Annotated in this window: 21 protein-coding genes; 6 read left to right on the forward strand and 15 right to left on the reverse strand. The window is 67.8% G+C overall.

From position 1 onward, the window contains the following. Positions 1–46: 46 nt before the first annotated feature. On the forward strand, positions 47–460 hold the full coding sequence (locus ACFK0J_RS28095) for a PPOX class F420-dependent oxidoreductase (protein ID WP_378732362.1): 414 nt from the start codon (positions 47–49) through the stop codon (positions 458–460). A gap of 20 nt (positions 461–480) precedes the next feature. Here the strand turns inward: ACFK0J_RS28095 and ACFK0J_RS28100 are convergent, their stop codons facing one another. The 3 genes from ACFK0J_RS28100 to ACFK0J_RS28110 all read right to left on the reverse strand — a co-directional run bounded on the left by ACFK0J_RS28100 (position 481) and on the right by ACFK0J_RS28110 (position 4,695). Then, on the reverse strand, positions 481–1,941 hold the full coding sequence (locus ACFK0J_RS28100; RefSeq protein ID WP_378743086.1) for an MFS transporter: 1,461 nt from the start codon (positions 1,939–1,941) through the stop codon (positions 481–483). Between the two features lie 48 nt (positions 1,942–1,989). Continuing rightward, positions 1,990–3,195: a uroporphyrinogen-III C-methyltransferase gene (cobA, locus tag ACFK0J_RS28105; protein WP_378743088.1), complete on the reverse strand. Its 1,206-nt coding sequence runs from the start codon at positions 3,193–3,195 to the stop codon at positions 1,990–1,992. Positions 3,196–3,321: 126 nt separating this feature from the next. Further along, on the reverse strand, positions 3,322–4,695 hold the full coding sequence (locus ACFK0J_RS28110) for a DoxX family protein (RefSeq protein WP_378732365.1): 1,374 nt from the start codon (positions 4,693–4,695) through the stop codon (positions 3,322–3,324). Positions 4,696–5,026: 331 nt separating this feature from the next. Here ACFK0J_RS28110 and ACFK0J_RS28115 point away from each other — a divergent pair, with 331 nt between their 5' ends. Together ACFK0J_RS28115 and ACFK0J_RS28120 are read left to right on the forward strand one after the other, a co-directional pair. Further along, entirely contained in the window at positions 5,027–5,473 is a 447-nt protein-coding gene (locus tag ACFK0J_RS28115; protein ID WP_378743090.1) for a nucleoside deaminase, read from the forward strand. After that, on the forward strand, positions 5,470–6,429 hold the full coding sequence (locus ACFK0J_RS28120) for an isopenicillin N synthase family dioxygenase (RefSeq protein ID WP_378732368.1): 960 nt from the start codon (positions 5,470–5,472) through the stop codon (positions 6,427–6,429). The genes ACFK0J_RS28115 and ACFK0J_RS28120 overlap by 4 nt, the downstream gene beginning before the upstream one ends. Before the next feature lie 68 nt (positions 6,430–6,497). On the opposite strand, the gene ACFK0J_RS28125 is transcribed toward ACFK0J_RS28120, so the two are convergent. Then, entirely contained in the window at positions 6,498–7,880 is a 1,383-nt protein-coding gene (locus ACFK0J_RS28125) for a DoxX family protein (RefSeq protein WP_378732371.1), read from the reverse strand. A gap of 200 nt (positions 7,881–8,080) precedes the next feature. Then, a complete protein-coding gene (locus ACFK0J_RS28130; protein WP_378732374.1) occupies positions 8,081–9,469 on the reverse strand; it encodes a DoxX family protein in 1,389 nt (462 codons plus the stop codon). A 321-nt stretch (positions 9,470–9,790) separates the two neighbouring features. Between ACFK0J_RS28130 and ACFK0J_RS28135 the strand changes: the two genes are divergently transcribed. Then, positions 9,791–10,921 (forward strand): phosphotransferase family protein, encoded by a 1,131-nt coding sequence (locus ACFK0J_RS28135; protein ID WP_378732377.1) that lies wholly within the window; start codon positions 9,791–9,793, stop codon positions 10,919–10,921. Positions 10,922–10,930: 9 nt separating this feature from the next. Next, complete coding sequence (locus ACFK0J_RS28140; protein WP_378732380.1) at positions 10,931–12,028, forward strand: hypothetical protein; 1,098 nt, start codon at positions 10,931–10,933, stop codon at positions 12,026–12,028. A gap of 1 nt (position 12,029) precedes the next feature. Here ACFK0J_RS28140 and ACFK0J_RS28145 read toward each other — a convergent pair whose 3' ends face one another. The 7 genes from ACFK0J_RS28145 to mqo form a co-directional block, all read right to left on the reverse strand. Then, the gene (locus tag ACFK0J_RS28145) at positions 12,030–12,422 is read right to left on the reverse strand and encodes a VOC family protein (protein ID WP_378732382.1); all 393 of its coding nucleotides are present in this window, start codon (positions 12,420–12,422) and stop codon (positions 12,030–12,032) included. A gap of 110 nt (positions 12,423–12,532) precedes the next feature. Beyond that, positions 12,533–12,940, reverse strand: coding sequence for a cobalamin biosynthesis protein (locus ACFK0J_RS28150; RefSeq protein ID WP_378732384.1), 408 nt, complete (start codon positions 12,938–12,940; stop codon positions 12,533–12,535). A 29-nt stretch (positions 12,941–12,969) separates the two neighbouring features. Then, complete coding sequence (locus tag ACFK0J_RS28155; protein ID WP_378732386.1) at positions 12,970–14,364, reverse strand: cobyrinate a,c-diamide synthase; 1,395 nt, start codon at positions 14,362–14,364, stop codon at positions 12,970–12,972. Positions 14,365–14,395: 31 nt separating this feature from the next. Next, positions 14,396–15,010 (reverse strand): cob(I)yrinic acid a,c-diamide adenosyltransferase, encoded by a 615-nt coding sequence (gene cobO, locus ACFK0J_RS28160; protein WP_378732388.1) that lies wholly within the window; start codon positions 15,008–15,010, stop codon positions 14,396–14,398. A gap of 24 nt (positions 15,011–15,034) precedes the next feature. Then, positions 15,035–17,116 carry a VWA domain-containing protein gene (locus ACFK0J_RS28165; RefSeq protein ID WP_378743091.1) on the reverse strand — a complete coding sequence of 694 codons (2,082 nt, stop codon included), beginning with the start codon at positions 17,114–17,116 and terminating at the stop codon, positions 15,035–15,037. Between the two features lie 163 nt (positions 17,117–17,279). Further along, positions 17,280–17,729 (reverse strand): GNAT family N-acetyltransferase, encoded by a 450-nt coding sequence (locus tag ACFK0J_RS28170; RefSeq protein WP_218470496.1) that lies wholly within the window; start codon positions 17,727–17,729, stop codon positions 17,280–17,282. Positions 17,730–17,747: 18 nt separating this feature from the next. Beyond that, complete coding sequence (mqo, locus tag ACFK0J_RS28175; RefSeq protein ID WP_378732391.1) at positions 17,748–19,262, reverse strand: malate dehydrogenase (quinone); 1,515 nt, start codon at positions 19,260–19,262, stop codon at positions 17,748–17,750. A 212-nt stretch (positions 19,263–19,474) separates the two neighbouring features. On the opposite strand from mqo, the gene ACFK0J_RS28180 reads away from it, so the two are divergent. Beyond that, the gene (locus ACFK0J_RS28180) at positions 19,475–20,545 is read left to right on the forward strand and encodes an alpha/beta hydrolase (protein WP_378732393.1); all 1,071 of its coding nucleotides are present in this window, start codon (positions 19,475–19,477) and stop codon (positions 20,543–20,545) included. Here ACFK0J_RS28180 and ACFK0J_RS28185 read toward each other — a convergent pair. The 3 genes from ACFK0J_RS28185 to ACFK0J_RS28195 are packed head-to-tail and all read right to left on the reverse strand — an operon-like array spanning position 20,525 to position 21,809. After that, entirely contained in the window at positions 20,525–21,088 is a 564-nt protein-coding gene (locus ACFK0J_RS28185) for an alpha/beta hydrolase (RefSeq protein WP_218470499.1), read from the reverse strand. The genes ACFK0J_RS28180 and ACFK0J_RS28185 overlap by 21 nt on opposite strands. Positions 21,089–21,135: 47 nt before the next feature. Then, positions 21,136–21,528 (reverse strand): PIN domain-containing protein, encoded by a 393-nt coding sequence (locus tag ACFK0J_RS28190; RefSeq protein ID WP_218470500.1) that lies wholly within the window; start codon positions 21,526–21,528, stop codon positions 21,136–21,138. After that, complete coding sequence (locus tag ACFK0J_RS28195; protein ID WP_378732396.1) at positions 21,525–21,809, reverse strand: AbrB/MazE/SpoVT family DNA-binding domain-containing protein; 285 nt, start codon at positions 21,807–21,809, stop codon at positions 21,525–21,527. Before ACFK0J_RS28195 ends, ACFK0J_RS28190 begins: the two co-directional genes overlap by 4 nt. Between the last annotated feature and the right edge of the window lie 12 nt (positions 21,810–21,821).

The raw sequence follows: 21,821 nt of genomic DNA on the forward strand, positions 1-21,821 counted from the left end.
CACGGCAACCGGAATGTCCTCGACCGACCGAGCGTTCCAGTTGTGCGTGACCGATACTGCTGAGCTTTCCGCGGATCTGAAGAAGTATCTGGACGAGTCGAAGGTGTTCGCGACCGTGGCCACGGTCGGCCCCAACGGGCAACCACACCTGACCGTCATCTGGCTGAAGCGCGACGGCGACGATCTGCTGTTCTCCACCACCACCGATCGCCAACAGGGCAAGAACCTGGCCCGCGACCCGCGGATCACCGTGATGATCAACCCGCCGGACAACCCGTACACCTACGCGGAGATCCGCGGGACCGCGACGCTCACGCCGGACCCGGACAAGACGCTGCCGGACGAGCTGTCGATGAAATACACCGGTCAGAAATATTCGGACTTCAACCCGGCGTCCGTGCACGACGGCCCGCGGGTCATCGTGCGGGTCACGCCACGCAAGGTCGCAGGCCGCCTCTGATATCCGACGGCCCGGCAGGCTTATGCCTGCTGGGCCTCTTCCTGCGCGTGCTGCGCCTGGGCGAGCTCCTGCGGCGTGAACCGCACCGTCAGCGCGATCAGACCGGCCACGAACGCGACGATCGCGCACACGAAGAGCACCAGCGTGTAGCCGCTGCCCAGCGCGGCGACCTCGGTCGCGGTCATATCGGTCACCTTGCCGGTCCGCCCGCCGAGCGACAGCGTGCGCGAGGCCGCGATCGGGCTGAGCAGGCCGATGGCGACCGGCGTCGCCAGGTTCATGAACATCTGCCCCACCGCGGACAGTGGCCCGATGTTCGCCGCGGACACCCCGACGAGCACACACAGCGGCGCGAGCACCATCGCCATGCCGACGCCGAAACCGATCACCACGAGCAGCGGCAGCAGCGTCGTCAGATACTGCACGTCACCGTCGAGCGTCGCACCGAACAGCAGACCGATGCCGAGCACGGTCGCCGCACCGGCCAGCAGCCAGCGCGGCGCGACGAACATGGCGGCCTTGGAAGCCACCGCGCCACCGATGCCGATGCCGATGGTGAACGGGATGGCCGCGACGCCCGCCTGCAGTGGGCTGTACCCGATCACGTTCTGCAGGAACTGCGCGACGAAGAATGTCATCGCGCCGAGCACGCCACCGGCCAGGAAGATCAGCAGGAAGGTCGCGACGCGATCGCGGCTGTCGAACAGCGACCACGGCAGCAGCGGATCGGGCACCCGCCGTTCCATCAACACGAAAACGACGAGCAGCACCGCGCCACCCACCAGCGAACCGATGATGGCCGGGTTGTCCCAACCCATCTCCGGCCCCTCGGTCGCACCGAACACGATGGCGGCGCAGGCGAGCGTGCCGAGCACGGCGCCGCGCACGTCCAGCGGTGACCGGTGGTGGGCGGTGTCGGCGAGTTTGTACACCGCGCCGAGGATGATCAGCGCACCGATCGGCACATTGATGAGAAAGATCCAGCGCCAGGACACCTGGGTGAGTGCGCCGCCGACGACCAAGCCGCCGACCGATCCGATACCGACCATCGAGCCGACGATCGCGATGGCCTGGTTACGCGCCTTGCCCGGCGCGAAAGTCGTTGCCACGAGGGCGAATGCGGTCGGCGCCGCGATGGCCGCGCCCGCGCCCTGGATGGCGCGCGCGGCGAGCAGCATGGCTTCGTTCTGCGCCAGTCCGCACAGTAGCGAGGCGAAGGTGAACAACGCGACGCCGATGATCAACATCCGCTTGCGGCCGAACGCGTCGCCCAGCCGTCCGCCGAGCAGCATCAGCCCGGCGAAGGTGAGGCCGTAGGACGTTACCGTCCAGGCGCTACCCGCGCTGGTCAGACCCATTTCCTCCTGCAGCCGAGGCAGCGCGAAGATCACCACGGTGCCGTCCAGCACCACCATGAGTTGCAGCCCGCTCAGCACGAGGATGGCGAGCCCGAAGGCCCGCTGCTTCATCGGATACTGCATCGCCGCAGCGGGATTCTGGAGCACAGTGAGCCACTGTAAACGATTGGCCTAGGTCGGTTCTGCCACGCTGTCCGCCGAGAAGCCCGCCGTGGGGCCGATGACCACGATGGCGGGCGGGCGAATCCCTTCGGCACGGACCCGGGCGGCGACGGTGCCGAGGTCGGCGCGCAGCACCCGCTGGGTGCGCATGGTGCCTTCCTGGATGACGGTGGCCGGGGTGTTCGCCGGGCGGCCGCCTTCGATGAGCACGGTGGCGAATTGCTCGATGCGCTCGACGGCCATCATCAACACGATGGTGCCGCGCAGGCGGGCCAGGGCGGGCCAGTCGACCAGGGAATCCGGGTGATCGGGGGCGACGTGGCCGCTCACCACCACGAACTCGTGGGTGACGCCGCGGTGGGTGACCGGGATTCCGGCCGCGGCCGGTACCGAGATCGGGCTGGTGATGCCGGGCACCACGGTCACCGGAATGCCCGCGTCGACACAGGCCTTGAGTTCTTCGAAGCCGCGGCCGAAGACATACGGGTCGCCACCCTTGAGGCGGACCACGAACTTGCCTGCCTTGGCGCCCTCGATCAGTGCGGCATTGATCGCGTCCTGCGCCATCGCCCGGCCGTAGGGGATTTTCGCGGCGTCGATCACCTCGACGTCGGGGCCGAGTTCGGCCAGTAGTTCCGGCGGGGCCAGCCGGTCGGCGACCACGAGGTTCGCGCGGCCGAGCAGCCGTCGCCCGCGCACGGTGATCAGGTCGGGATCGCCGGGGCCGCCGCCGACCAGCGCGACGCCCGGCGTGATCGGTGTCGAATCATCGGTCACCACACCGGATTGCAGGGCCTCCAGCAGCGCGTTGCGCACCGCGGCCGAGCGCCGGTGCTGGCCGCCGGCCAGGACGCCGAGGGTCATGCCGTCGTAGCGGGCGGTCGCCGGGGTGACCGCGGTGCCGAGCCGTGCGATGTCGGCCCGCACACAGAAGATCCGCCGCCGGGTGGCCTCCTCGACCACGGCCGCGTTGGTTTCCGGTTCGTCGGTGCAGGCGATCGCGTACCACGCGCCGTCCAGGTCGCCGTCCGCGTAGGCCCGCAGCGTGACGGTGAGCTGCCCGGACGTCGCCATGCCCTCGACCGCCGGGGTGACTTCGCGGCTCACCACGTGCACGTCCGCGCCGGAGGCGATCAGCAGTCCGAGCCGGCGCTGCGCCACGCTGCCACCGCCGACCACGACGACGCGGCGGCCCTCGAGATCGAGCCCGACCAGGTAGTTCGGGTCACCCTCGTTCGGGGCGGCGGGCTGGGATACCGCCTGGTCGGCGGTGGGGTCTGACGTGTTCGGCACAATTTTCGAGCCTACGGCCTGCGCCCGGTGTGACGGCAATCGACTCGGCTACCGCCGGTACGGCGTCTCTTGGACCCAGTGGAAGCCGCGCTCGACCAGCGGAAAACGGTCGAGGTCGAGCAGCTCGAGCCGCATGCGCACCGGGCGGCCGCCGAGCTGGCCGTCCAAGATCAGCCTGTTCGGTTCCGGCCGTTGAAAGGAGAAGGTGCCGAACTTGAATTTGCCCGTCATGTCCTGGGCGATGGTCACCGTGTGCTGGTCGGTGTCGACCGTTCCAGGGAAGGTGACCAGCGAATCGTCCATCCGCTGGACGGTCACCGAGACGGGGTTGTCGAAGATGACCCGGCGGAGGCGTTCGGTCGCGATAGCGGTCGCGGGACGGGGCTGGTCGTTGCTGGTGACCAGCGCGGGCAGATCCTGTCCGGCAAGGGAGTATTCGGTGACATTCCAGATGCCGTAGAGCGGCGACTCGGGCCGGGCGTTGCCGTAGCGCTGCCACGCTTCCAGCGCATCGGTGAAGATGGTGAAGACGAACCAGAGCGCGAGCACCACTTGGATTACGCGTGCTACCCGATTCCATCGCGCCTTCGCGAACAACGGGCGCCGCACCACCGCATCGACTCGTCGGCCCGCGAGAAACAGTGCGAGCCTGCGGGCTTCGGGCACGACCAGAGCGATCGCCAACAGCAGCAGATGCAGCGCGTACAGCTTGACCGGCACGTCATAGGTGAGGTTGAGCAACAGCACTTGCAGACCGACCACCAGCGCGAGCAGCGCACCCGCCGTCGCCGTGAGCGGCACGAGCAGCAACAGGGCCGCGGTGACCTCGGCGAGGCCGAGCGCGATCTCGTACGGCTCCGAGGCCGCCGTCTGCGCCCACAGCAGCCCCATCGGGCTCATGTCGCCGAAGGGCTCGACGAGCCGCTGCAATTCGAACGACATCTGCGACGGCAACACCTTGACCAGCCCGTACAGCAGCAGCGAGGTCGCCAGCGAAAACCTGAGCAGCAGCCGGAACCATTCGTTCAGCACCGCATGGTTCGGCCGCCGCCGATCGACGGCCGACCACACCGCCGTGGCCACCGCCGCCACGAGCAGCCAGGTGAACGCCGACACCCAGCCCGCGGCCGTGTCGCTGCTGCCGGTCTCGGCCCAGCTCAGCGGCTTGTTGAGCCGCAGGACATGCTCGGCCACCCAGTCGCTCGGCAGGCGCAGCGACCACGCGTTGCCGACCTCCCGCACCCACTCGTGCGGCACCCCTAGCGAGCCGAACAGCTTGAGAAACAGCCACTGCCCGGCCATCGCGACGCCGAGGTAGACGAACGCGAACCGGAACAGCACCCGCGTCACCGGCCGCCACCGCTCAGCCGGAACCTCCGTCTCGGAGTCGGGGCGGACCACGTCCATCACCATCGTTGCCACCACGCCCAACCTCTCCCACAACCCGAAACTCCTGTGCGGCCAGCAAATCTAGGCCGAACTGCCTGCTGGATGAACACGGCAGAACCGGTGCCCCTGCCTTCGGAGGCACCAGAATTGGGGTTCCGACCGGCCGGATCCGCTTCGCCACATGGGGTTTCCGTCGTATCGGCCCGGCGCTGGCGCGGTTCGGCGTGGCGATCATCACCTGTTCTGCGCTGCCGCCTGTCCCCGCCGTGCGGGGTTTGTCGTGGTGGCGGACGATCCGTACGTTGCGGACGGGATAGTTCCCTTGCAGGCTTGACCCATGACGCAGGCAATATCGGCACGACAACTGCTCGACGTGGCGTACGACGAAGCCATGCGCGGGCTCGCCGAGGGCGGCATCCCGATCGGCGCGGCCCTGTTCGCCGCCGACGGCACGCTGCTCGGTCGCGGCCACAACCGCCGTGTGCAGTCCGGCGATCCCAGCATCCACGCCGAAACCGACGCCTTCCGCGCCGCCGGCCGCCGCCGCGACTACGGTTCGACGATCATGGTGACCACGTTGTCGCCGTGCTGGTACTGCAGCGGTCTGGTCCGCCAGTTCGGCATCGGCTCGGTCATCGTCGGCGAATCGCGGACCTTCCACGGCGGGCACGACTGGCTGGCCGAACACGGCGTCACGGTGACCGTCCTCGACGACCACCGCTGTATCGAGATGATGAGCGAGTTCATCGCCGACTATCCCGCGCTATGGCACGAAGACATCGGCGTCGCGACCGACATCGAGGCCGAATGAGCGCGATCGCCTCGATCGACCTGGCCCGCTGGCGAGCGGGCGGCACGGCGGCGGCCGAGGTCGAGCTCGAGGTGGACGAGGGCTTGCGGCGCGCCGGGTTCCTGCTGGTGCACGGGCACGGCGTGCCGGCGGGGCTGGCCGGGCAGGTGCGCGCCGCGGCCCGGCGCTTCTTCGCGCTGCCGGATCCGGTGAAGGAAAAGTACGCTGTCACGGTCGGTGGGCGCGGGTGGATCGGGCCGGGCAAGGAAGCCAACGGTTATGCGGAGGGCACCGAGACGCCACCCGATCTGAAAGAGACCTTCGCTGTCGGCGCGGACACCGCGATCGGCGACCCGCGCGTCGACGATGTCTGGTTCCTGCCCAATGTGTGGCCGGACGAGGTGCGCGAGTTGCGCGAGTTGGTGACCGCCTACACCGCCGCCGTGCACACCCTGTCCGATGAACTGCTCGCGCTGTTCGCTGCCGCGCTTCGCTTGCCCGCCAACCCTTTCCAGGACCTGGCCAGCCGTCCCACCTGGACCTGCAATATCAACCACTACCCGCCGATGACCGTGGTCGGCACACCGGAGCCCGGTCAGTTCCGGATCGGGCCGCACACCGACTTCGGCACCGTCACCGTGCTGGATCGCGAACCGGGCGCGGGCGGCTTGCAGGTCTTCACCGAGGAAGGGGGCTGGGCCGACGCGCCGTACGATCCCGCCGCGCTGACCGTGAACATCGGTGACCTGCTTGCCTATTGGAGCGGGGAGCGCTGGCCGTCCGGACGGCACCGGGTGCTGCCACCACAGGCGGAGGCGCCGGAAGAGGACCTGGTGTCGCTGATCTACTTCTACGAACTCGACCACGACGCCGTCGTCACGCCACTCGCACCCCCGATCGGTCGGGTGACCGGTCGACCACCGGTCGTCTCCGCCGAGTTCCTGCGCACCCGCTTGGATGCCATCACCCTCGGCTGACCCGCCCCGACTTCCGGCAGAGCGGGCGGTGCCGCGTGCGGGAAGTCAGGGATGCAGCGAGCCTCGGACTAACGGGGGTAGTCCTGGACCCAGCGGAACTCGGTGCTGCGCAACCGGAAGCTGTCGAGGTCCACTTGCTCCAGCGACACCGTGACGGCGTGGCCGTTGAGTTGACCATCGAGTCGTAACCGGTCCGGCGCAGGCTGGGTGAAGGTGAAGGTGGCGATCTGTTTCGGCTCGGGCCGCACCATTTGGACCGGCCCCGCACCGGTGGTCGCCTCTGACACGGTGATCGTGTGCGCCTCGCTGTCGACCGCACCGATGACATGAACCAAACTGCCGTCCATTTTCTGGTACGTCATCGCACCGACATCGAAAATCACCCGCTGCCAACGGTTCTGATCCGTGATCAGCGGCGGAAGCGGCTGACCGTTCTGGCTGAATTCCGACACCGACCAGATTCCGTACAACGGCGGTTTCGGCGCACCACTCCCGGATTCATTCCAGTTCTTCAGATTCTGCGGGACGAGGCCGAGTATTACCCACGCGCCGAGCGCGACCTGCAGGCCCACCGCGATCAACCGGACACGGCGCGTCCGGAACGGATCCGGCTGCCTGGCAGGACCGGTCGGTCGTTGCAGCACAAGAACATTCGCCAGCTTGCGCGCCTGCGGTGCCAGCAACACCAGCGACAGCAGTACCAGGTGGAATGCCAAGATCTTCACCGGCACACCGAAGGTCATGTTCAGGATGAACACCTGCGCCATGCTCACCAAACTCAACAGCGCACCCAACGTGGCAGTCCGCGGGAGGAACAGCAACACTCCGGCCAGCACTTCCGCGAGACCGAGCAGCATCTCGTAGGCCGGAGAGCTACCGACCTGTAGCCACAGGACCCCCATCGGCGTGAAGTTCCCGTACGGCGTGAGCAAGGCCGTCAGCGGCGGCTCGGGCATTTGCAGCGGAATAGCCTTCGCCAGCCCGTACACGAGCATCGTCCCCGCTAGGCACAGCCGGATGCCGAGCAGGAACCAGGCATGCAGCGTCTGATAGTTCGGGCGTCGTCGGTCCAGCACAGTCCACACCGCAGTCGCGGCGAGGGCGACCACCAGGTTGCAGAACACGAAGACCCAGATGATCGCCTGGTCACCGCTTCCCGACTGGTGTAGCGCGACGTCCGCGCCGAACACCTGGCGCCCGACCCAGGCCAGGATCGGGCTCAGTGGCTCGAGCAGACCCTGGTTCGTCCAGTCCGGGAGCTTGTTCTGGAAGATCCCCGCGTACACCCGCGGCAACCCGAACACCAAGCAGAACAGCACGAAATAGACGAAGGAGAACCGGAATGCGACGCGGGTCGCCAGGTTCCACGTCGGGGTGGCCGCGGCGGGGGCGGTGTCGTCCGTTTTCACTGACTCCGTATCGACCGCGTTCACGTCGCCCCTCTTCGCCACCGGATTTACCTGCACCGACGGTATCGGCGCGGGGCACGGCGCCGCCTCCAGGAAGTCCCCGATTTTCCCGTCATCCGTGAGTCGTATTCGCTGGGGCGCTTGCGTTGCGGCGCACAACCAGCCGAGCGGAAACCGGCGGCGGCAGCCGAGGATGTATCCCCGCTTCCGGCCGCCGGTTCTGACAGTCGCCGCTGACCGGATCAGCTGAAGTGGGGGTAGTCCTGGACCCAGTGGAACCCGGTGCTGCGCAAGGGGAAGCTGTCGAGGTCCATCTGTTTCAGCGTCAGCGTCACCGCACGGCCGTGCAGCCGTCCGTCGAGCCGTAGCCGGTCCGGCGCGTCCTGGGTGTAGGCGAAGGTGCCGATCTGGTTCGGCTGCGCCTGTGCCGCCTGCCCGGGGTTGGCACTGCCTGCCGCCTCCGAGAGCGTGATCGTGTGTGCCTCGGTGTCGACCGCACCGACGACGGGAACCAGGGTGCCGTCCATCTTCTGATACGCCATCCCGTTGATATCGAAAACCACTCGCTGCCACCGGTTCTGATCAGTGCTCAGCGGCGGAAGCGGCGCACCGTCCTGATTGAACTCCGACACCTGCCAAATCCCGTACAGCGCGGGCTTCGGCGCTCCGCCGCCGCCTTCGTTCCACCATTTCAGACCCTCCTGGGTCGCGCCGAGCAGCACCCACGCGCCGAGCGCCACCTGTACGGCGACCGCAATCGACCGCACGCGCCGCGACCGGAACGGCTCCGGTTGCACCGCAGGACCCGCTGACCGTTGCAGCACAAGCACATTCGCCAGCGTGCGAGCCTGCGGCGCGAGCAGCACCAACGAGACCAGCATGAGGTGACCCGCCAGAATCTTCACCGGCACATCGAAGGTCATGTTCAGGATGAACACCTGCGCCATGCTCACCAAGCTCACCATCGCACCCAGCGTCGCGGTCCTCGGCCAGAAGAGCAGCAACCCGCCGAGCACTTCCGCGGCGCCGAGCAGGATCTCGTACGGCTGGGAGGTGCCGACCTGGAACCACAGGACCGACATGGGCGTGAGGTTCCCGTACGGCGTGAGCAGGGCAACCAGCGGGGGCTCCGGCATCTGTGTCGGAATCACCTTGCCCATCCCGTACCACAGCATCTGCCCAGCGAGGCAGAGCCGCAGGAAGAGCAGGAACCAGGCTTGCAACCGCGGGTAACTCGTCCGTCGATCCAGCGCGGTCCACACCACGGTCGTCACCATGGCGACGACCAGGATGGTGAAGACGAAGACCCAGATGATCGCCTGGTCACCACTGCCCGAGTCCAGATGCAGTTCGACATCGGCACCGAAGACATGTCGTCCGACCCACTCCCAGATCGGACTCAGCGGATACAGCAACCCGTTGATCGCCCGCTCGGGGAGCTTGGCGCCGAGGGGCCCGGAATAGACGAAGAGGAACTGCGGAAAGATCAGGCAGAACAACCCGAAATAGGTGAAGCAGAACCGGAACGCGATGCGGGTCAACCGATTCCACTTCGAGTCCGCGACCTCGCTATCCTCCTCGGCCTCGGTGACTCCATGCCGATCGACGGATTCCGTACCGACAGCACTCACAACAACCCCTCTCCCTCCGAACACGCCACGGGCGAACACGGTATCGAGGCGAGAGGTGCGTCCGCCTCCAGGAAATCCCCCGTCTTTTCCTCCCCATTCAGTCGTACGTGCTAGCACCACCGGCCACTCCGCCGGGCCTTGCTCAGGCAAAGTACTCGCATGTCAAGCGCCGGTTCCGCACAGTGAGCGGGTTCGGCGACCTCGATCGTTTTCCGCCCGCGGCCCGACTGGAACGCGTTACTGTCGCGTATCGCGGCGCATCGCCGCCGATGTGGGCTGCGCCGTGGCGCGCCCGCGTTTCATGGCGTCAGGAGGACAACGATGGCCGACGACCCGGATCCCGCTGAGCGGCAGCAGCTGACGGTCAGCGAACGTGATCTCGACGTGCTCGCCGAGGACTTGGCGCGCTGGCTGGATTCGAAGGTCTCCGCCGATCATCCGCCGAAGGTCTCCGGGCTCTCGCGGCCGCAGTCCGGCGGGATGTCGAGCACGTCCATCTTGTTCGACGCCGAGTGGAGCGTGGACGGGCGACACGAGAGCGGGTCGTTCGTCGCCAGAATGGCACCGGAGGCCGGGTCGTTCCCGGTGTTCGAGAAATACGATCTGGCCACCCAGTACAGGGTGATGGCCGGAGTCGCCGAGAACACCGACGTGCCGGTGCCCGGGCTGTGCTGGCTGGAAGAGGACGAGAATCCGCTCGGCACACCGTTTTTCGTGATGAAGCGGATCGACGGACGAGTGCCGACGGACAATCCGCCGTATGTGTTCGTCGGCTGGCTGTTCGACGCCAGCCCGGAAGAACGCGCGCTGCTCACCGCCAACACCGTCGAAGTGATCGCGAAGATTCACGACATCCCGGACCCAGCACTGCGATTCCCGGCCTTGCGCGGTGCGGGCCAGTCGCTGCGCAGGCACGTCGAGGCCCAGAAGGCTTGGTATCGCTGGGCGCTGGCCGACGACGGCTACGAGATTCCGCTGCTGGAGCGGGCTTTCGCCTGGCTCGACGAGCATTGGCCCGCCGACCCGGGACCGGACGTCCTCAGCTGGGGCGATGCGCGGCCGGGCAACATCATCTATCGAGGCTTCGAACCCGCCGCGGTCTTGGACTGGGAGATGGCCGCGCTGGGCCCACGCGAACTCGATGTCGCCTGGGTGATCTTCATCCACCGGTTCTTCCAGGACATCGCCACCCGATTCGGCCAACCTGGTCTGCCGGACTTTCTGCGGCGCGCCGACGTCGTCGCGAAATACGAAGAGCTGTCCGGTCATCCGGTGCGCGATCTGGATTGGTACGTCGTCTACGCCGCGCTGCGGCACGGCATCGTGATGGCCAGGGTGAAGCGCCGGATGATCCATTTCGGCGAGGACACCGATACCCCGGACCGGGACGACTATGTGATGCATCGAGCCAGCCTGGAACGGCTGCTCGACGGAACCTACGAATGGGATTGAGAGTCAGCCATGCCAGTTCCCTTGGACGAGTATCCAATTCATCAGACCGGGCTGTCGCTGGCCCGGGTGGCCAGTAGTGACCGGAACTTCTACGACAGAAGCTATTTCAACGGCCACAACCGGGACGGCGGCACCTTCTTCATCACCGGGTTCGGGGTGTACCCGAACCTCGGGGTGACCGATGCCTACGCCGCCGTCCGGCGCGGTGACGTGCAACGGACCGTCCGCTTCTCCGACGCGCTCGGCGACCGCGGTCTGGATCAGCGGGTCGGCGGCTATCGCATCGAGGTGCTCGAACCGCTGCAACGGATCCGGGTGATCTGCGAGCACGACGAGCTGTCCTTCGACCTGACCTGGGCGGGCGCCTTCCCGGCCGTGCAGGAGCAGCCGCATCAGATCCTGGCGGGCAACCGGCCGATCATCGACGCGAGCCGGTTCGCGCAGGTCGGCTCGTGGGCGGGGACGTTGCACGTCGACGGGGACGACATCACCGTCGACCCGGCGGTGTGGACCGGTACCAGGGATCGGTCGTGGGGCATCCGGCCGGTCGGCGAGAGCGAACCGCCCGGCCGCGCGGCCAGCGAACCGTCCGGCGGCTTCTGGTGGATGTATGTGCCGCTGCGCTTCGACGACTTCGCGATCGTGATCATCGTGCAGGAGGAGCCGGACGGCAGGCGCACGTTGAACGACGCCGTGCGGATCTGGCCGGACGGACGCACCGAACAGCTCGGCTGGCCGCGCATCACCATCGACTACCGTTCCGGCACCAGGCTGCCCGTCGGTGCTCGACTCGAACTGACCACACCGGACGGCAAGCCGCTGGAGATCGAGGTGACCACGGGCACCAATGTGCCGCTGCATGTGGGTTGTGGCTACGGCGGCGATCCCGATTGGCAGCACGGGCAGTGGAAGGGCCGCGACTGGTCGTTGTCGAGCCGGTACGACCTCACCGACCCGACCATCGTCGCCCGGGCGCCCTTCGGCGTCATCGACCACGTGGCCCGTGCTCGATGCGGCGGGGTCGAGGGCTGGGGTCTGTTCGAACACGCCAGCCTCGGCCGCCACGATCCCACCGGTTTCGCCGATTGGGGTTCGGTCGCGCCGTAGGTCAGACCGCGGGGCGGGCCAGTTCGGGTCGCTTGCTGTAGTCGGTCAACCCGATCACATTGCCCCACGGGTCGGACACTTCCACGCTCCATCCGGTGGCGACTTCGAAGGGCGCGGTGCGCAGGTCGACACCGCGCTCGTGGAGTTCCGCTGCCGCGGCCTGCGCGTCGGGGACCTCGAACCACACCCGCATCGCGGGCGGCGCGCCCTGTCCCGCGGCCGGATCCACGATCGCCATGATTCCGGGGGTCTGCGCGGCGACGCCGAACAAGGCGATTCCCCGCTCCGGCACCGTGAACCGCACCGATAGCCCGAGCCGGTTCCCGTAGAACTCCACTGCCGCGGTCAGATCCCCGACGGGAACCAGCACGTTGTCGACTCCTCGGATATCCACCCCGCCATGTAACCACGCGTGGCCCGCAGGCGGTTCGGGACACCGCGGTCAGCCGGTGAGCACTCGCCGACTGCGCGGTGTCTGGCAACTGGGGACGCCGACGGGGACGGTCAGGGCGAGATAGGTTGTGCCGCAGCGATAACTACTCCGTGGGCGGTACGTTTCGTCAACACCAACGGGCCGCCTCCGGCCGCGAGGACGGCGGCTGCCTCCGCGACACTCGACGTACCGACTGCGGCCGCCGTTCGCGGGTCCGGGTTCGGCACCGGGACGTCGTCGAGTTCTGCGGCGGTGAAGGTCCGAATCGGCGCCTTCAGTTCGGCCGCCGCGGCGCGAAGACCTGATTCGTCCGCTCGGCGGTCGATGGTCGCGAAGCAGTGGATCTTTTTGTCGCCGAGCACTTCCCGCACGGCGGCCACGATTCGATCGGCGGAAGTATCGGGGCGCAAGCCGAGGCCGACGACCAGGTCAGGCACCAGCGGCCGCAGCGCCGGTGGCTGCTGTTTCCGGCGACCCACGACCCTGTCGCCCGGGCGGAATCATTCGCTCAGTGACTCGCATGAGCACCAGCGAATTCTGCCGCTGCCGCGACGAAACGGCTGGTGGCTTCGGGGTTTCCGGCGGGATGGGTGTGCAGGTAGGAGGCGTGGACGCGGTGAACGAGCGCGCCCTCCCTGACGCGTGCGCCGTCGCTACCGTGCCACCCCCATGCCGGGGTGGCCGTGGACGCCGTCGTCAGGCGGGTCCGATGGAATTCGTGCCCACGCACGCGCTGCCCCGCTCGCCACAGCGGGGAGTCGGTCAGCGCCACCGCGTCGCGGTAGCCGAGGGTCAAGCGTGGGCCGAACTCGGCGTCGGCGTCGATCACTCCGGCCATCGGATGTCCGTCGAGTGAGCGCGTCAAATAGAGCAATCCCGCGCATTCCGCGTGCACCGGCAGTCCGCGCCGGGCCTGCTCGGCCACCGCGGTCAGCAGCGCCGAGTTCGCCGCCAGCGCCGCGGCGTGCTCTTCCGGGAACCCACCGGGCAAGACCAAACCTGATGTGCCGCTGGGCAAGTCGTCCCGCAGCGGATCGAAGACCAGCACTTCCGCACCAGCCGCCGCCAACAGCTCGCGGTGCTCTGCGTAACCGAAGGTGAAGGCGGGACCGCCCGCCATGGCGATCAACGGACGGTCCGCGACGGCTGCTTCGTGGACAGCCTCGACCGGGTCCCAAGCCGGACCCGTGGCGGTCGAGCGGGCCAGCGCGGCGATGGCGTGCAGATCCACATGCGCGGCAACAAGATCCGTCATCGCGGCTACGGCGGCGGTGGCGGCGGCGCCGTGCTCGACGGCCGGGATGAGCCCGAGATGCCGTGACGGCACCTCCAATTCGGTCATGCGTGGCATCGAGCCGAGCACCGGGAGTCCGACCCGGTCACAGGCCGCGCGCAAGACCTGATCGTGCCGTTCGCTCCCGACGCGGTTCAGGATCACCCCGCCGAGCCGGATCCCGCTGTCGAAAGTGGCGAAGCCGTGCAGCAATGCGGCCAAACTCTGGCTGTGTCCCCTGGCGTCGACGACCAGCACGACGGGCGCGCCGAGCAAACTCGCGACCTGCGCGGTAGACCCGTCGGCGACGGGCCCGGCTTGGTTCTCATCGATGCGGCCGTCGAACAGCCCCATCACGCCCTCGACCACCGCGAGATCGCAGTCCCGCGCACCGTGCTGATACAGCGGCACAACACGTTCCGCGCCGACGAGCACCGGATCGAGATTGCGCCCGGGTCGTCCCGCAGCCAGCCCGTGATACCCCGGATCGATGTAATCCGGTCCCACCTTGAACGGCGCGACCCGATGCCCGACCCGCCGCAACGCCCCGATCAGCCCCGTCGCCACCGTGGTCTTCCCGCTCCCCGACGCGGGCGCGGCGATCACCACAGCGGGCACACCGGCGGTCATCGGCACCGCCACGGCGTGGCATTGCGGGGGTTCACCATTCGATGCCTCGCTGGCCTTTGCGGCCCGCGTCCATGGGGTGTTTGAGTTTGGTCATCTCGGTGACCAGGTCGGCGGCGTCGATGAGCGCTCGCGGGGCGTCGCGGCCGGTGATGACGACGTGCTGGTTACCGGGGCGGGTGGTCAGGGTTTCCACGACCTCGTCGAGGTCGACCCAGCCCCATTTGAGGGGGTAGGTGAATTCGTCGAGGACGTAGAAGCGGTGTTGTTCGGCGCGCAGGCGGCGGGCGATTTCCTGCCAGCCCGCGAGCGCGGCGGCGGCGTGATCCTCGTCGGTGCCCGGTTTGCGGGTCCAGGACCAGCCTTCGCCCATCTTGTGCCACTCGACCGCGCCGCCCGCGCCGGTTTCCTCGTGCAACCTGCCGAGGGTGCGAAAGGCCGCTTCCTCCCCCACTTTCCACTTCGCGCTCTTCACGAACTGGAACACCGCGACATCGAAACCCTGGTTCCAGGCCCGCAACGCCATCCCGAACGCCGCCGTCGACTTGCCCTTGCCCGGCCCCGTATGCACCGCGAGCACCGGCTGATTGCGCCGCTGCCGCGTGGTGAGCCCGTCGTCGGGCACGGTCTCCGGCACACCCTTAGGCATCGAATCTCCTTGTCAGTCCGCGGCTCACGCCGCGCGCACCACGGAACCGCCACCTGGTCGCCCGGCACCGGCACGCACCACGTCGGCGACCGAATCCCCGGTCAGTTCAGCCAATCTCAGATATCCGCCGCGGAGTTCACGGGCCAGCTCGGCGGCGAGGCCGAGGCGGATCATGCCGCGTTCGCAGTCGACCACGATCGAGGTGACCGCATCGTTCGCGAGCAGCGCGGCGGCGGCGCGGGCCCGCGGGACCGGATCGACGCCACCGGTGGCGCGACCGTCGGTGAGCAGCACCAACATCGGGCGGCGGCGCGGGTCACGGAGCCGTTCACGCTGAACGATCTCCCGCGCCTTCAGCAGACCCGCGGCGAGCGGGGTCTTGCCACCGGTACGCATGCCGGACAGGCGGCGCACCGCGATATCGACCGAAGACGTGGGCGGCAGGACTAGTTCGGCATCCTGGCCGCGCACGGTGACGACAGCGACCTTGTCGCGGCGCTGGTAGGCGTCCCGCAGCAGGGCGACCACAGCACCGGTGACCGCGGACAGCCGGTCCCTGGCGGCCATCGAGCCTGAGGCGTCGACCACGAAAACGACCAGATTGCCTTCCCGCCCTTCGCGATACGCGCCGCGCAGATCCGCGGCGACCAGCTTCAGCGGACCGTCGCCGCGACCGCGGGAACGCTGATGCGGCGCGGCGGCGAAGATGGTGCCGAGCAGGTGCAGGCCGGTGGCGGTGTCGGAGTTGGAGCGCACGACGCGACCGTGCCGGGACTCGGCTCGGGAGCGGCGGCCCGGGGCGCCTTCGCCGATGCCGGGCACTTCCCAGCGCGGCGGGGTGGTGGCGGCGGAAACCGGTGCGCCGCTACGGCCTTCGCGCGCACTCGGTGACCGGCCGCCGCCGGGGCCGTCGGGCGGGGAGTCCGGATCGTCGTCCGGGTCGGTATCGCCGCGCGGCGACGAAGGTGTCCGATCGGCGTCGAAGTCCGCTGTGTCGGTTGCCGATCGGTCAGCACGGCTCGACTCGTCCGTGCCCGCGGACGGCTGGTCCTGATCCGGCTCGAATTGATCTGTGCCATCGGGCGATCGGTCCTGCTGCGGATCGGTGTCCCCACTCGATTCGGCCTCGCGGGCCACTTCCTCGGCGGCATCCCGCATCGCGTCGTCGAGCTGGTCCTCGCTGATACCGGGCTCGTCGAACGGATCGCGCCGACGCCGATGCGGCAGTGCGAGTTCGGCCGCGATCCGCACGTCCTCCTCGGTCACCGCGTCCGCCCCACGCCACGCGGCGTGCGCCGTCGCGGTGCGCGCGACCACCAGGTCCGCCCGCATCCCATCGACGTCGAACGCGGCGCACAGCGCGGCAATTCGGCGCAGCTCCGCGTCATCGAGCAGCACGTTCGCGACCCGGTCACGAGCGCCGAGGATGCGCTCGGCCACCGCCCGGTCGGCGGCGGCGTAGCGGTCGGCGAACCCGGCCGGATCGGCTTCGTAGTCGAGCCGACGGCGCACCACCGCCATTCGCACGTCCACATTCCGCGAGGCCGCCACATCGACGGTGAGCCCGAACCGGTCCAGCAATTGCGGACGCAGCTCGCCCTCCTCCGGATTCATCGTGCCGACGAGGACGAATCGCGCCGGATGCGAATGCGAGACGCCGTCGCGCTCGATGTGCACCCGTCCCATCGCCGCCGCGTCGAGCAGCACGTCGACCAAGTGGTCGTGCAGCAGGTTGACCTCGTCCACGTAGAGCACGCCGTGGTGCGCGGCGGCCAGCAGACCGGGCCGGAATGCCTGCTCGCCGTCGCGCAGCACCCGCTCGAGGTCCAGCGAGCCGACCACCCGGTCTTCGGTGGCGCCGACTGGCAGTTCCACCAGTCGCGCGGGCCGCGCCCCGGTCTCGTCCACCACCGGCGGCAGCAATTGCGCCAGCGCGCGCACCACGGTCGATTTCGCGGTGCCCTTCTCGCCGCGCACCAGCACACCACCGATACCGGGATGCACCGCGCACAGAATCAGCGCCAGTTGCAAGCGCTCTTGGCCGACTACGGCGGAGAACGGAAAACCCGCCTCCGTGTCGGCGGACCGGGTACGTGATCCGGTCAGCGAGTGGGACGACGGCGCGGTTTCGGCATGGGACAAGGACACGCCCCAACTCTATGCGCGCCCGCGCGGCCCGCCGACGGTGCCCTCGAGATCATCGCCGAACACCAAACCGCCCTCGCCGCATGTCTGCGACGAGGGCGGCAACGAACAGCTGGCCCGGCGATCACCCTTTGCGCATGGGAATGTGCAGAATCCCGTCGTCCTCGAATTCCTCGCCGTCCGGCTTGAACCCGTGCTTGGCGTACATGTCGACCAGATAGGTCTGCGCGTTCAACCGCACGGTCGCCTCGCCGACTTCCGCCAACGCGGCCTGCAGCAGGCGCGTGGTGTAGCCGTGGCCACGAGCAGGGACGGCGGTGCAGAGGCGGCCGATACGGAAATTCTTCACACCGTCCTGGTGCTCCTCGAGCAGTCGCAGCGTGGCGATCACCTCGCCCTCGTCATCGAGCCAGAAATGCCGTGTCTCCGGCAGCAGGTCCAGACCGTCCAATTCCGGATACGCGCACTTCTGCTCGACGACAAAGACTTCGACGCGAAGTTTCAACAGCTGATAGAGGGTGGCGTTGTCCAGATCCAACGCCCATGACCGTTTGAGAGCAACCGTTGACATCATCGCCTGTTGCTATCACACCTAGCCGTTTGCCGCGACCCCCGCATGCCTCGGCGTGTTATCTGTGCCACTCGTCAGATTCAGCGTCTTGGAGGTCCAGTCCCACACTTCGCGGAACAACGGCTGGTTTTCCGACAGCTTGGTGCCCAGTGAGGGAATCATCTCCTTCAGCTTCGGCGTCCACGCGGCGTACTCGTTCGGGAAGCAGCGCCGCATGACGTCCAGCATCGCGGTGACGCCCGTCGACGCACCCGGGGAGGCGCCGAGCAGACCGGCGATGGTGCCGTCTTCGGCGGCGACCACGGCGGTGCCGAACTCGAGCACGCCGCCGACACCCTTGCGGCGGATCACCTGCACCCGCTGGCCCGCGGTGATCAGCTCCCAATCCCGGCCGTCCGCGCGCGGAATGAACTCCGACAGCGTGTCCACCTTGCCCGCCTGGGACTTGAGCAGTTCGCTGATCAGGTACTTGGTCAGACCGAGCTCGGTCACGCCGACGCCGAGCAGCGAGAACAGGTTGTTCGGCTTCACCGACTTGAACAGGTCGGTGTTCTTGCCGTCCTTGAGGAACTTCGGCGTCCAGCCGGCGTACGGGCCGAACAGCAGGCCCGGCCTACCCTTGATGACGCGAGTATCCAAGTGCGGCACCGACATCGGCGGCGCGCCGACGGCGGCCTTGCCGTACACCTTGGCCCTGTGCTGCTGGATCAGGCCGGGGTTGGTGCAGCGGAAGAACTGGCCGCTCACCGGGAAGCCGCCGAATCCGTCGATCTCCTTGATGCCGGATTTCTGCAGCAGCGGCAGCGCCCCGCCGCCCGCGCCGACGAACACGAATTTGCTGATGAGCGTGCGGGTTTCGCGGGTGCGCAGGTTGCGCACCTTAACCCGCCACGACCCGTCGGACTGCTTGGTCAGGTCGCGCACCTCGTTACCGAAGGCCAGGTCGGCGCCGGTGGCGCCGAGGTAGGCGAGCAGTTCCTGGGTGAGCGAGCCGAAGTCGATGTCGGTGCCGCCGTCGGTCCAGTTGAGCGCTACCGGGTCGGAGAAGTCCCGACCGCGCGCCATCAGCGGAAGCCGCCTGGCGAACTCGTCGGGGCTGTCGATGTACTCCATGCCCTCGAACAACGGATGCCGCGACAGCGCGTCGTAGCGCTTGCGCAGGTAGGCGACGTTGTCCGCCCCGTGCACGAAGCTCACGTGCGGGATCGGGTTGATGAAGGTGGACGGGTCGCCGAGGATGCCGTTCTCCACCGCGTAGGACCAGAACTGGCGCGACACCTGGAACCGCTCGTTGATGTCGATGGCCTTGGTGATGTCCACCGAGCCGTCGGGGTTCTGCGGGCTGTAGTTCAGCTCGCAGAGCGCCGAGTGCCCGGTGCCCGCGTTGTTCCACGGGTCGCTGCTCTCCGCCGAGGCGGCATCCAGCCGCTCGAACAGGGAGATCGACCAGTTCGGCTGCAGCTGCCGCAGCAGCGCGCCGAGGGTGGCACTCATGATGCCGGCACCGATGAGTACTACATCAGTCTTTTCAGTCATGGCAGCGTTCGGCACGGCGAAATCGACTTCCTTGTCCTTCTACGCGGACCCGCCGAGCTGGTGGGTCCGCTTGGGCACAATGCTTGCGTATGGCCTCGGTTCTGAAACCATGGCGGGAGTTAGGTTACCCGCCGTTCACCTAGCCCCAATTGTGCACCTCACCACGCCGATCCCCTGCCCCGAACCCGCGGAATGTGACATAGATTGTGTATGTGACAAAGGAAACTTCGCTTGCCGCGCCGCAGACCAGCACGCAGGAATATGGCCAGTGGGAAGCCGATGTCCTGGGTGAGAAGTATCAGCAGCGGACGCTGTCGTTCGGGCCGGACCCGGATGGGGAGGGCGAGGCCGTCGCCACGCTGGTGCGGTATGTGCCGGGTCGGGAAGACGAATTGACGGCGGGGGCGGTGCTCTATGTGCACGGATTCACCGACTACTTCTTCCAAGAACATCTCGCGGAGCATTTCGCTCAGCGCGGGTATCACTTCTACGCCTTGGATCTGCGCAAGTGCGGGCGGTCGTTGCGGGCGGGGCAGACGCCGCACTATGTGACCGATCTCGCACTGTACGACGACGAGCTGAACGAGGCGCTGCGGATCGTGCGGGAGGAGACCGGCGCGCCGGTGGTGTTGAACGCGCATTCCACCGGCGGACTGATCCTGCCGCTGTGGCTGGATCGGCTCAACCGGACCCGTGGCACGGCGGCGGCCGGGATCAGCGGTCTGGTGCTCAACAGTCCCTGGTTCGATCTGCAGGGTCCGTCCTACTACCGGACCATCGGCACACCGGTCATCAAGGCGCTCGGCCGTTTTCGGAAGATGATCGAGCTGCCGGTCGGCAAGATCAGCACCTACGGCGACAGCCTGCACCGCACCGTGGCCGGCGAGTGGGATTACAACCTGGACTGGAAACCGTTGCACGGCTTCCCGGTTCGGTTCGGCTGGCTGCGCGCGATCCGCAACGGCCACGCGCAGTTGCACGCCGGCCTCGACATCGGCGTGCCGTCGCTGATCCTGCGTTCCCGGATGACGAAGTTCGCCCGCCGGTACGGCCCCGCCGTCGACGTGGCCGACGCGGTGTTGGACGTCAAGCAGATTCAGCGCTGGTCCGGCTGCCTCGGCGACCGCACCAACATCGTGCCGATCGACGGGGCCAAGCACGACGTGTTCCTGTCGTCGGCCGAGCCGCTGGCCCACGCCTTCGCCGAGCTCGACAGCTGGCTGGACTGGCTCGCGGTGTATCAGGCCAAGTCCGGCAACGGCTCACCAGGTGCTGGTGCGTAACACGATCTCGGTGGCCAGTTCGTGGTCGGCCTCGGTCGCTACGTTGCTGACATCGATGTCGACCACCCGGAACTCGCCGTAGACGAAGCGCCCGGAGGCTTCGGCGATCGAGCGCGGCAGGTTCTTGGTCACCAGCACCGTGGTCGGCAACTCCACTGGACGGACCGTAGCGTCGGCGGCGGTGCCGCCCGGCCCCGCGACTGCCGGATGGCCCCGATCGGCCACCACGAGGCTGATGAAGCGCCCGAATCCGGCCGCGCAGGCCCGCCACGCCAGTTCGGCCCCGGCCCCACGGGCGGCCACGTTCGCCCATGGCACGCCGATCTCGTCCAGGATCGCCGTGACGCCCGCGGGCTCGAGGCCGTCGATCGACTCGATCGCGATCGTGCGCAGGTCCGAATTGTGCAATCGGGCACACACCTGGTCGTAAACGTCCACCGGGTCGCCGAGGTCGGGCAGCAGCAGGACGCTGTGCCGGGACTCCGGTCCGTCTACCCGCACGGTCCATGCCCGGTCACCGACCGTGATCTGCCGAGATTTCATGCCGAATGACGCTACACGGATCACCTGAACGAAGCCCTATCTTCGGGTCAGGCCAATAGCCTCATTCCGGCGCGTTCACCGGCGGTGTGATCGAAGGTGACGGTGAGGTCGCAACCTGCCTCCTGCCCGAGCTGCTGGATGAGCGCGTCGGCGAAATCCGCGCCGTCGGCGGCCCGCCGCAACGCCTGGCGCACGGTATCGGCGCGTTCGACCACGATCTCGGTCGAATCGAGCAGCCCAAGCAGCACGTCGGTGACCGCCTCCGGGTCCTGTTTGTAGCCGCGGCGCAGCACCCAGTGGATCTCGGCGAGCACGATCATCGTCACGTAACCGGGACGGCTCTCGCTGAGCCCGTCGATCACCTGGTTGGCCCGCGCGGACTGCACCGGGTCGTCCTGGGTGAGGTAGCGGATCAGCACATTGGCGTCGAGACCGATCATTTCTGCTTGCCTTCCACGACATTGCCCGCGATCGCCTCGTTCATCTGCGCGAGACCGACCGGCGAGCCGGACCAGCCGACTATTCCCTTGAGCGACTTGATGGTTCGGGTCTCGGGCACCAGCTCGTAGGTGCCGTTGTCGGTGGGCACGAAGGCGACCCGCACCCCGGCCCGCAGGCCCATGGCGACCCGGACGTCGATCGGGATGGTGATCTGCCCCTTGCTGGTCACCGTCGCGGACACCACATTTCCCGACCTGCTGTTGGACTTCTTGTCTGCCATGTCCCTCACCGA

It is taken from the genome of Nocardia brasiliensis (genome assembly GCF_042691675.1).
GTDB classification, from domain to species: Bacteria; Actinomycetota; Actinomycetes; order Mycobacteriales; family Mycobacteriaceae; genus Nocardia; species Nocardia brasiliensis_D.

Coding starts and splice junctions, on each gene's coding strand:
- ACFK0J_RS28100 (WP_378743086.1), bottom strand. CDS start 1,941: ATGCAGTATCCGATGAAGCAGCGGGCCTTCGGGCTCGCCATCCTCGTG.
- ACFK0J_RS28120 (WP_378732368.1), top strand. CDS start 5,470: ATGAGCGCGATCGCCTCGATCGACCTGGCCCGCTGGCGAGCGGGCGGC.
- ACFK0J_RS28135 (WP_378732377.1), top strand. CDS start 9,791: ATGGCCGACGACCCGGATCCCGCTGAGCGGCAGCAGCTGACGGTCAGC.
- ACFK0J_RS28140 (WP_378732380.1), top strand. CDS start 10,931: ATGCCAGTTCCCTTGGACGAGTATCCAATTCATCAGACCGGGCTGTCG.
- ACFK0J_RS28155 (WP_378732386.1), bottom strand. CDS start 14,364: ATGACCGCCGGTGTGCCCGCTGTGGTGATCGCCGCGCCCGCGTCGGGG.
- cobO (WP_378732388.1), bottom strand. CDS start 15,010: ATGCCTAAGGGTGTGCCGGAGACCGTGCCCGACGACGGGCTCACCACG.
- ACFK0J_RS28170 (WP_218470496.1), bottom strand. CDS start 17,729: ATGATGTCAACGGTTGCTCTCAAACGGTCATGGGCGTTGGATCTGGAC.
- mqo (WP_378732391.1), bottom strand. CDS start 19,262: ATGACTGAAAAGACTGATGTAGTACTCATCGGTGCCGGCATCATGAGT.
- ACFK0J_RS28185 (WP_218470499.1), bottom strand. CDS start 21,088: ATGAAATCTCGGCAGATCACGGTCGGTGACCGGGCATGGACCGTGCGG.
- ACFK0J_RS28190 (WP_218470500.1), bottom strand. CDS start 21,528: ATGATCGGTCTCGACGCCAATGTGCTGATCCGCTACCTCACCCAGGAC.
- ACFK0J_RS28195 (WP_378732396.1), bottom strand. CDS start 21,809: ATGGCAGACAAGAAGTCCAACAGCAGGTCGGGAAATGTGGTGTCCGCG.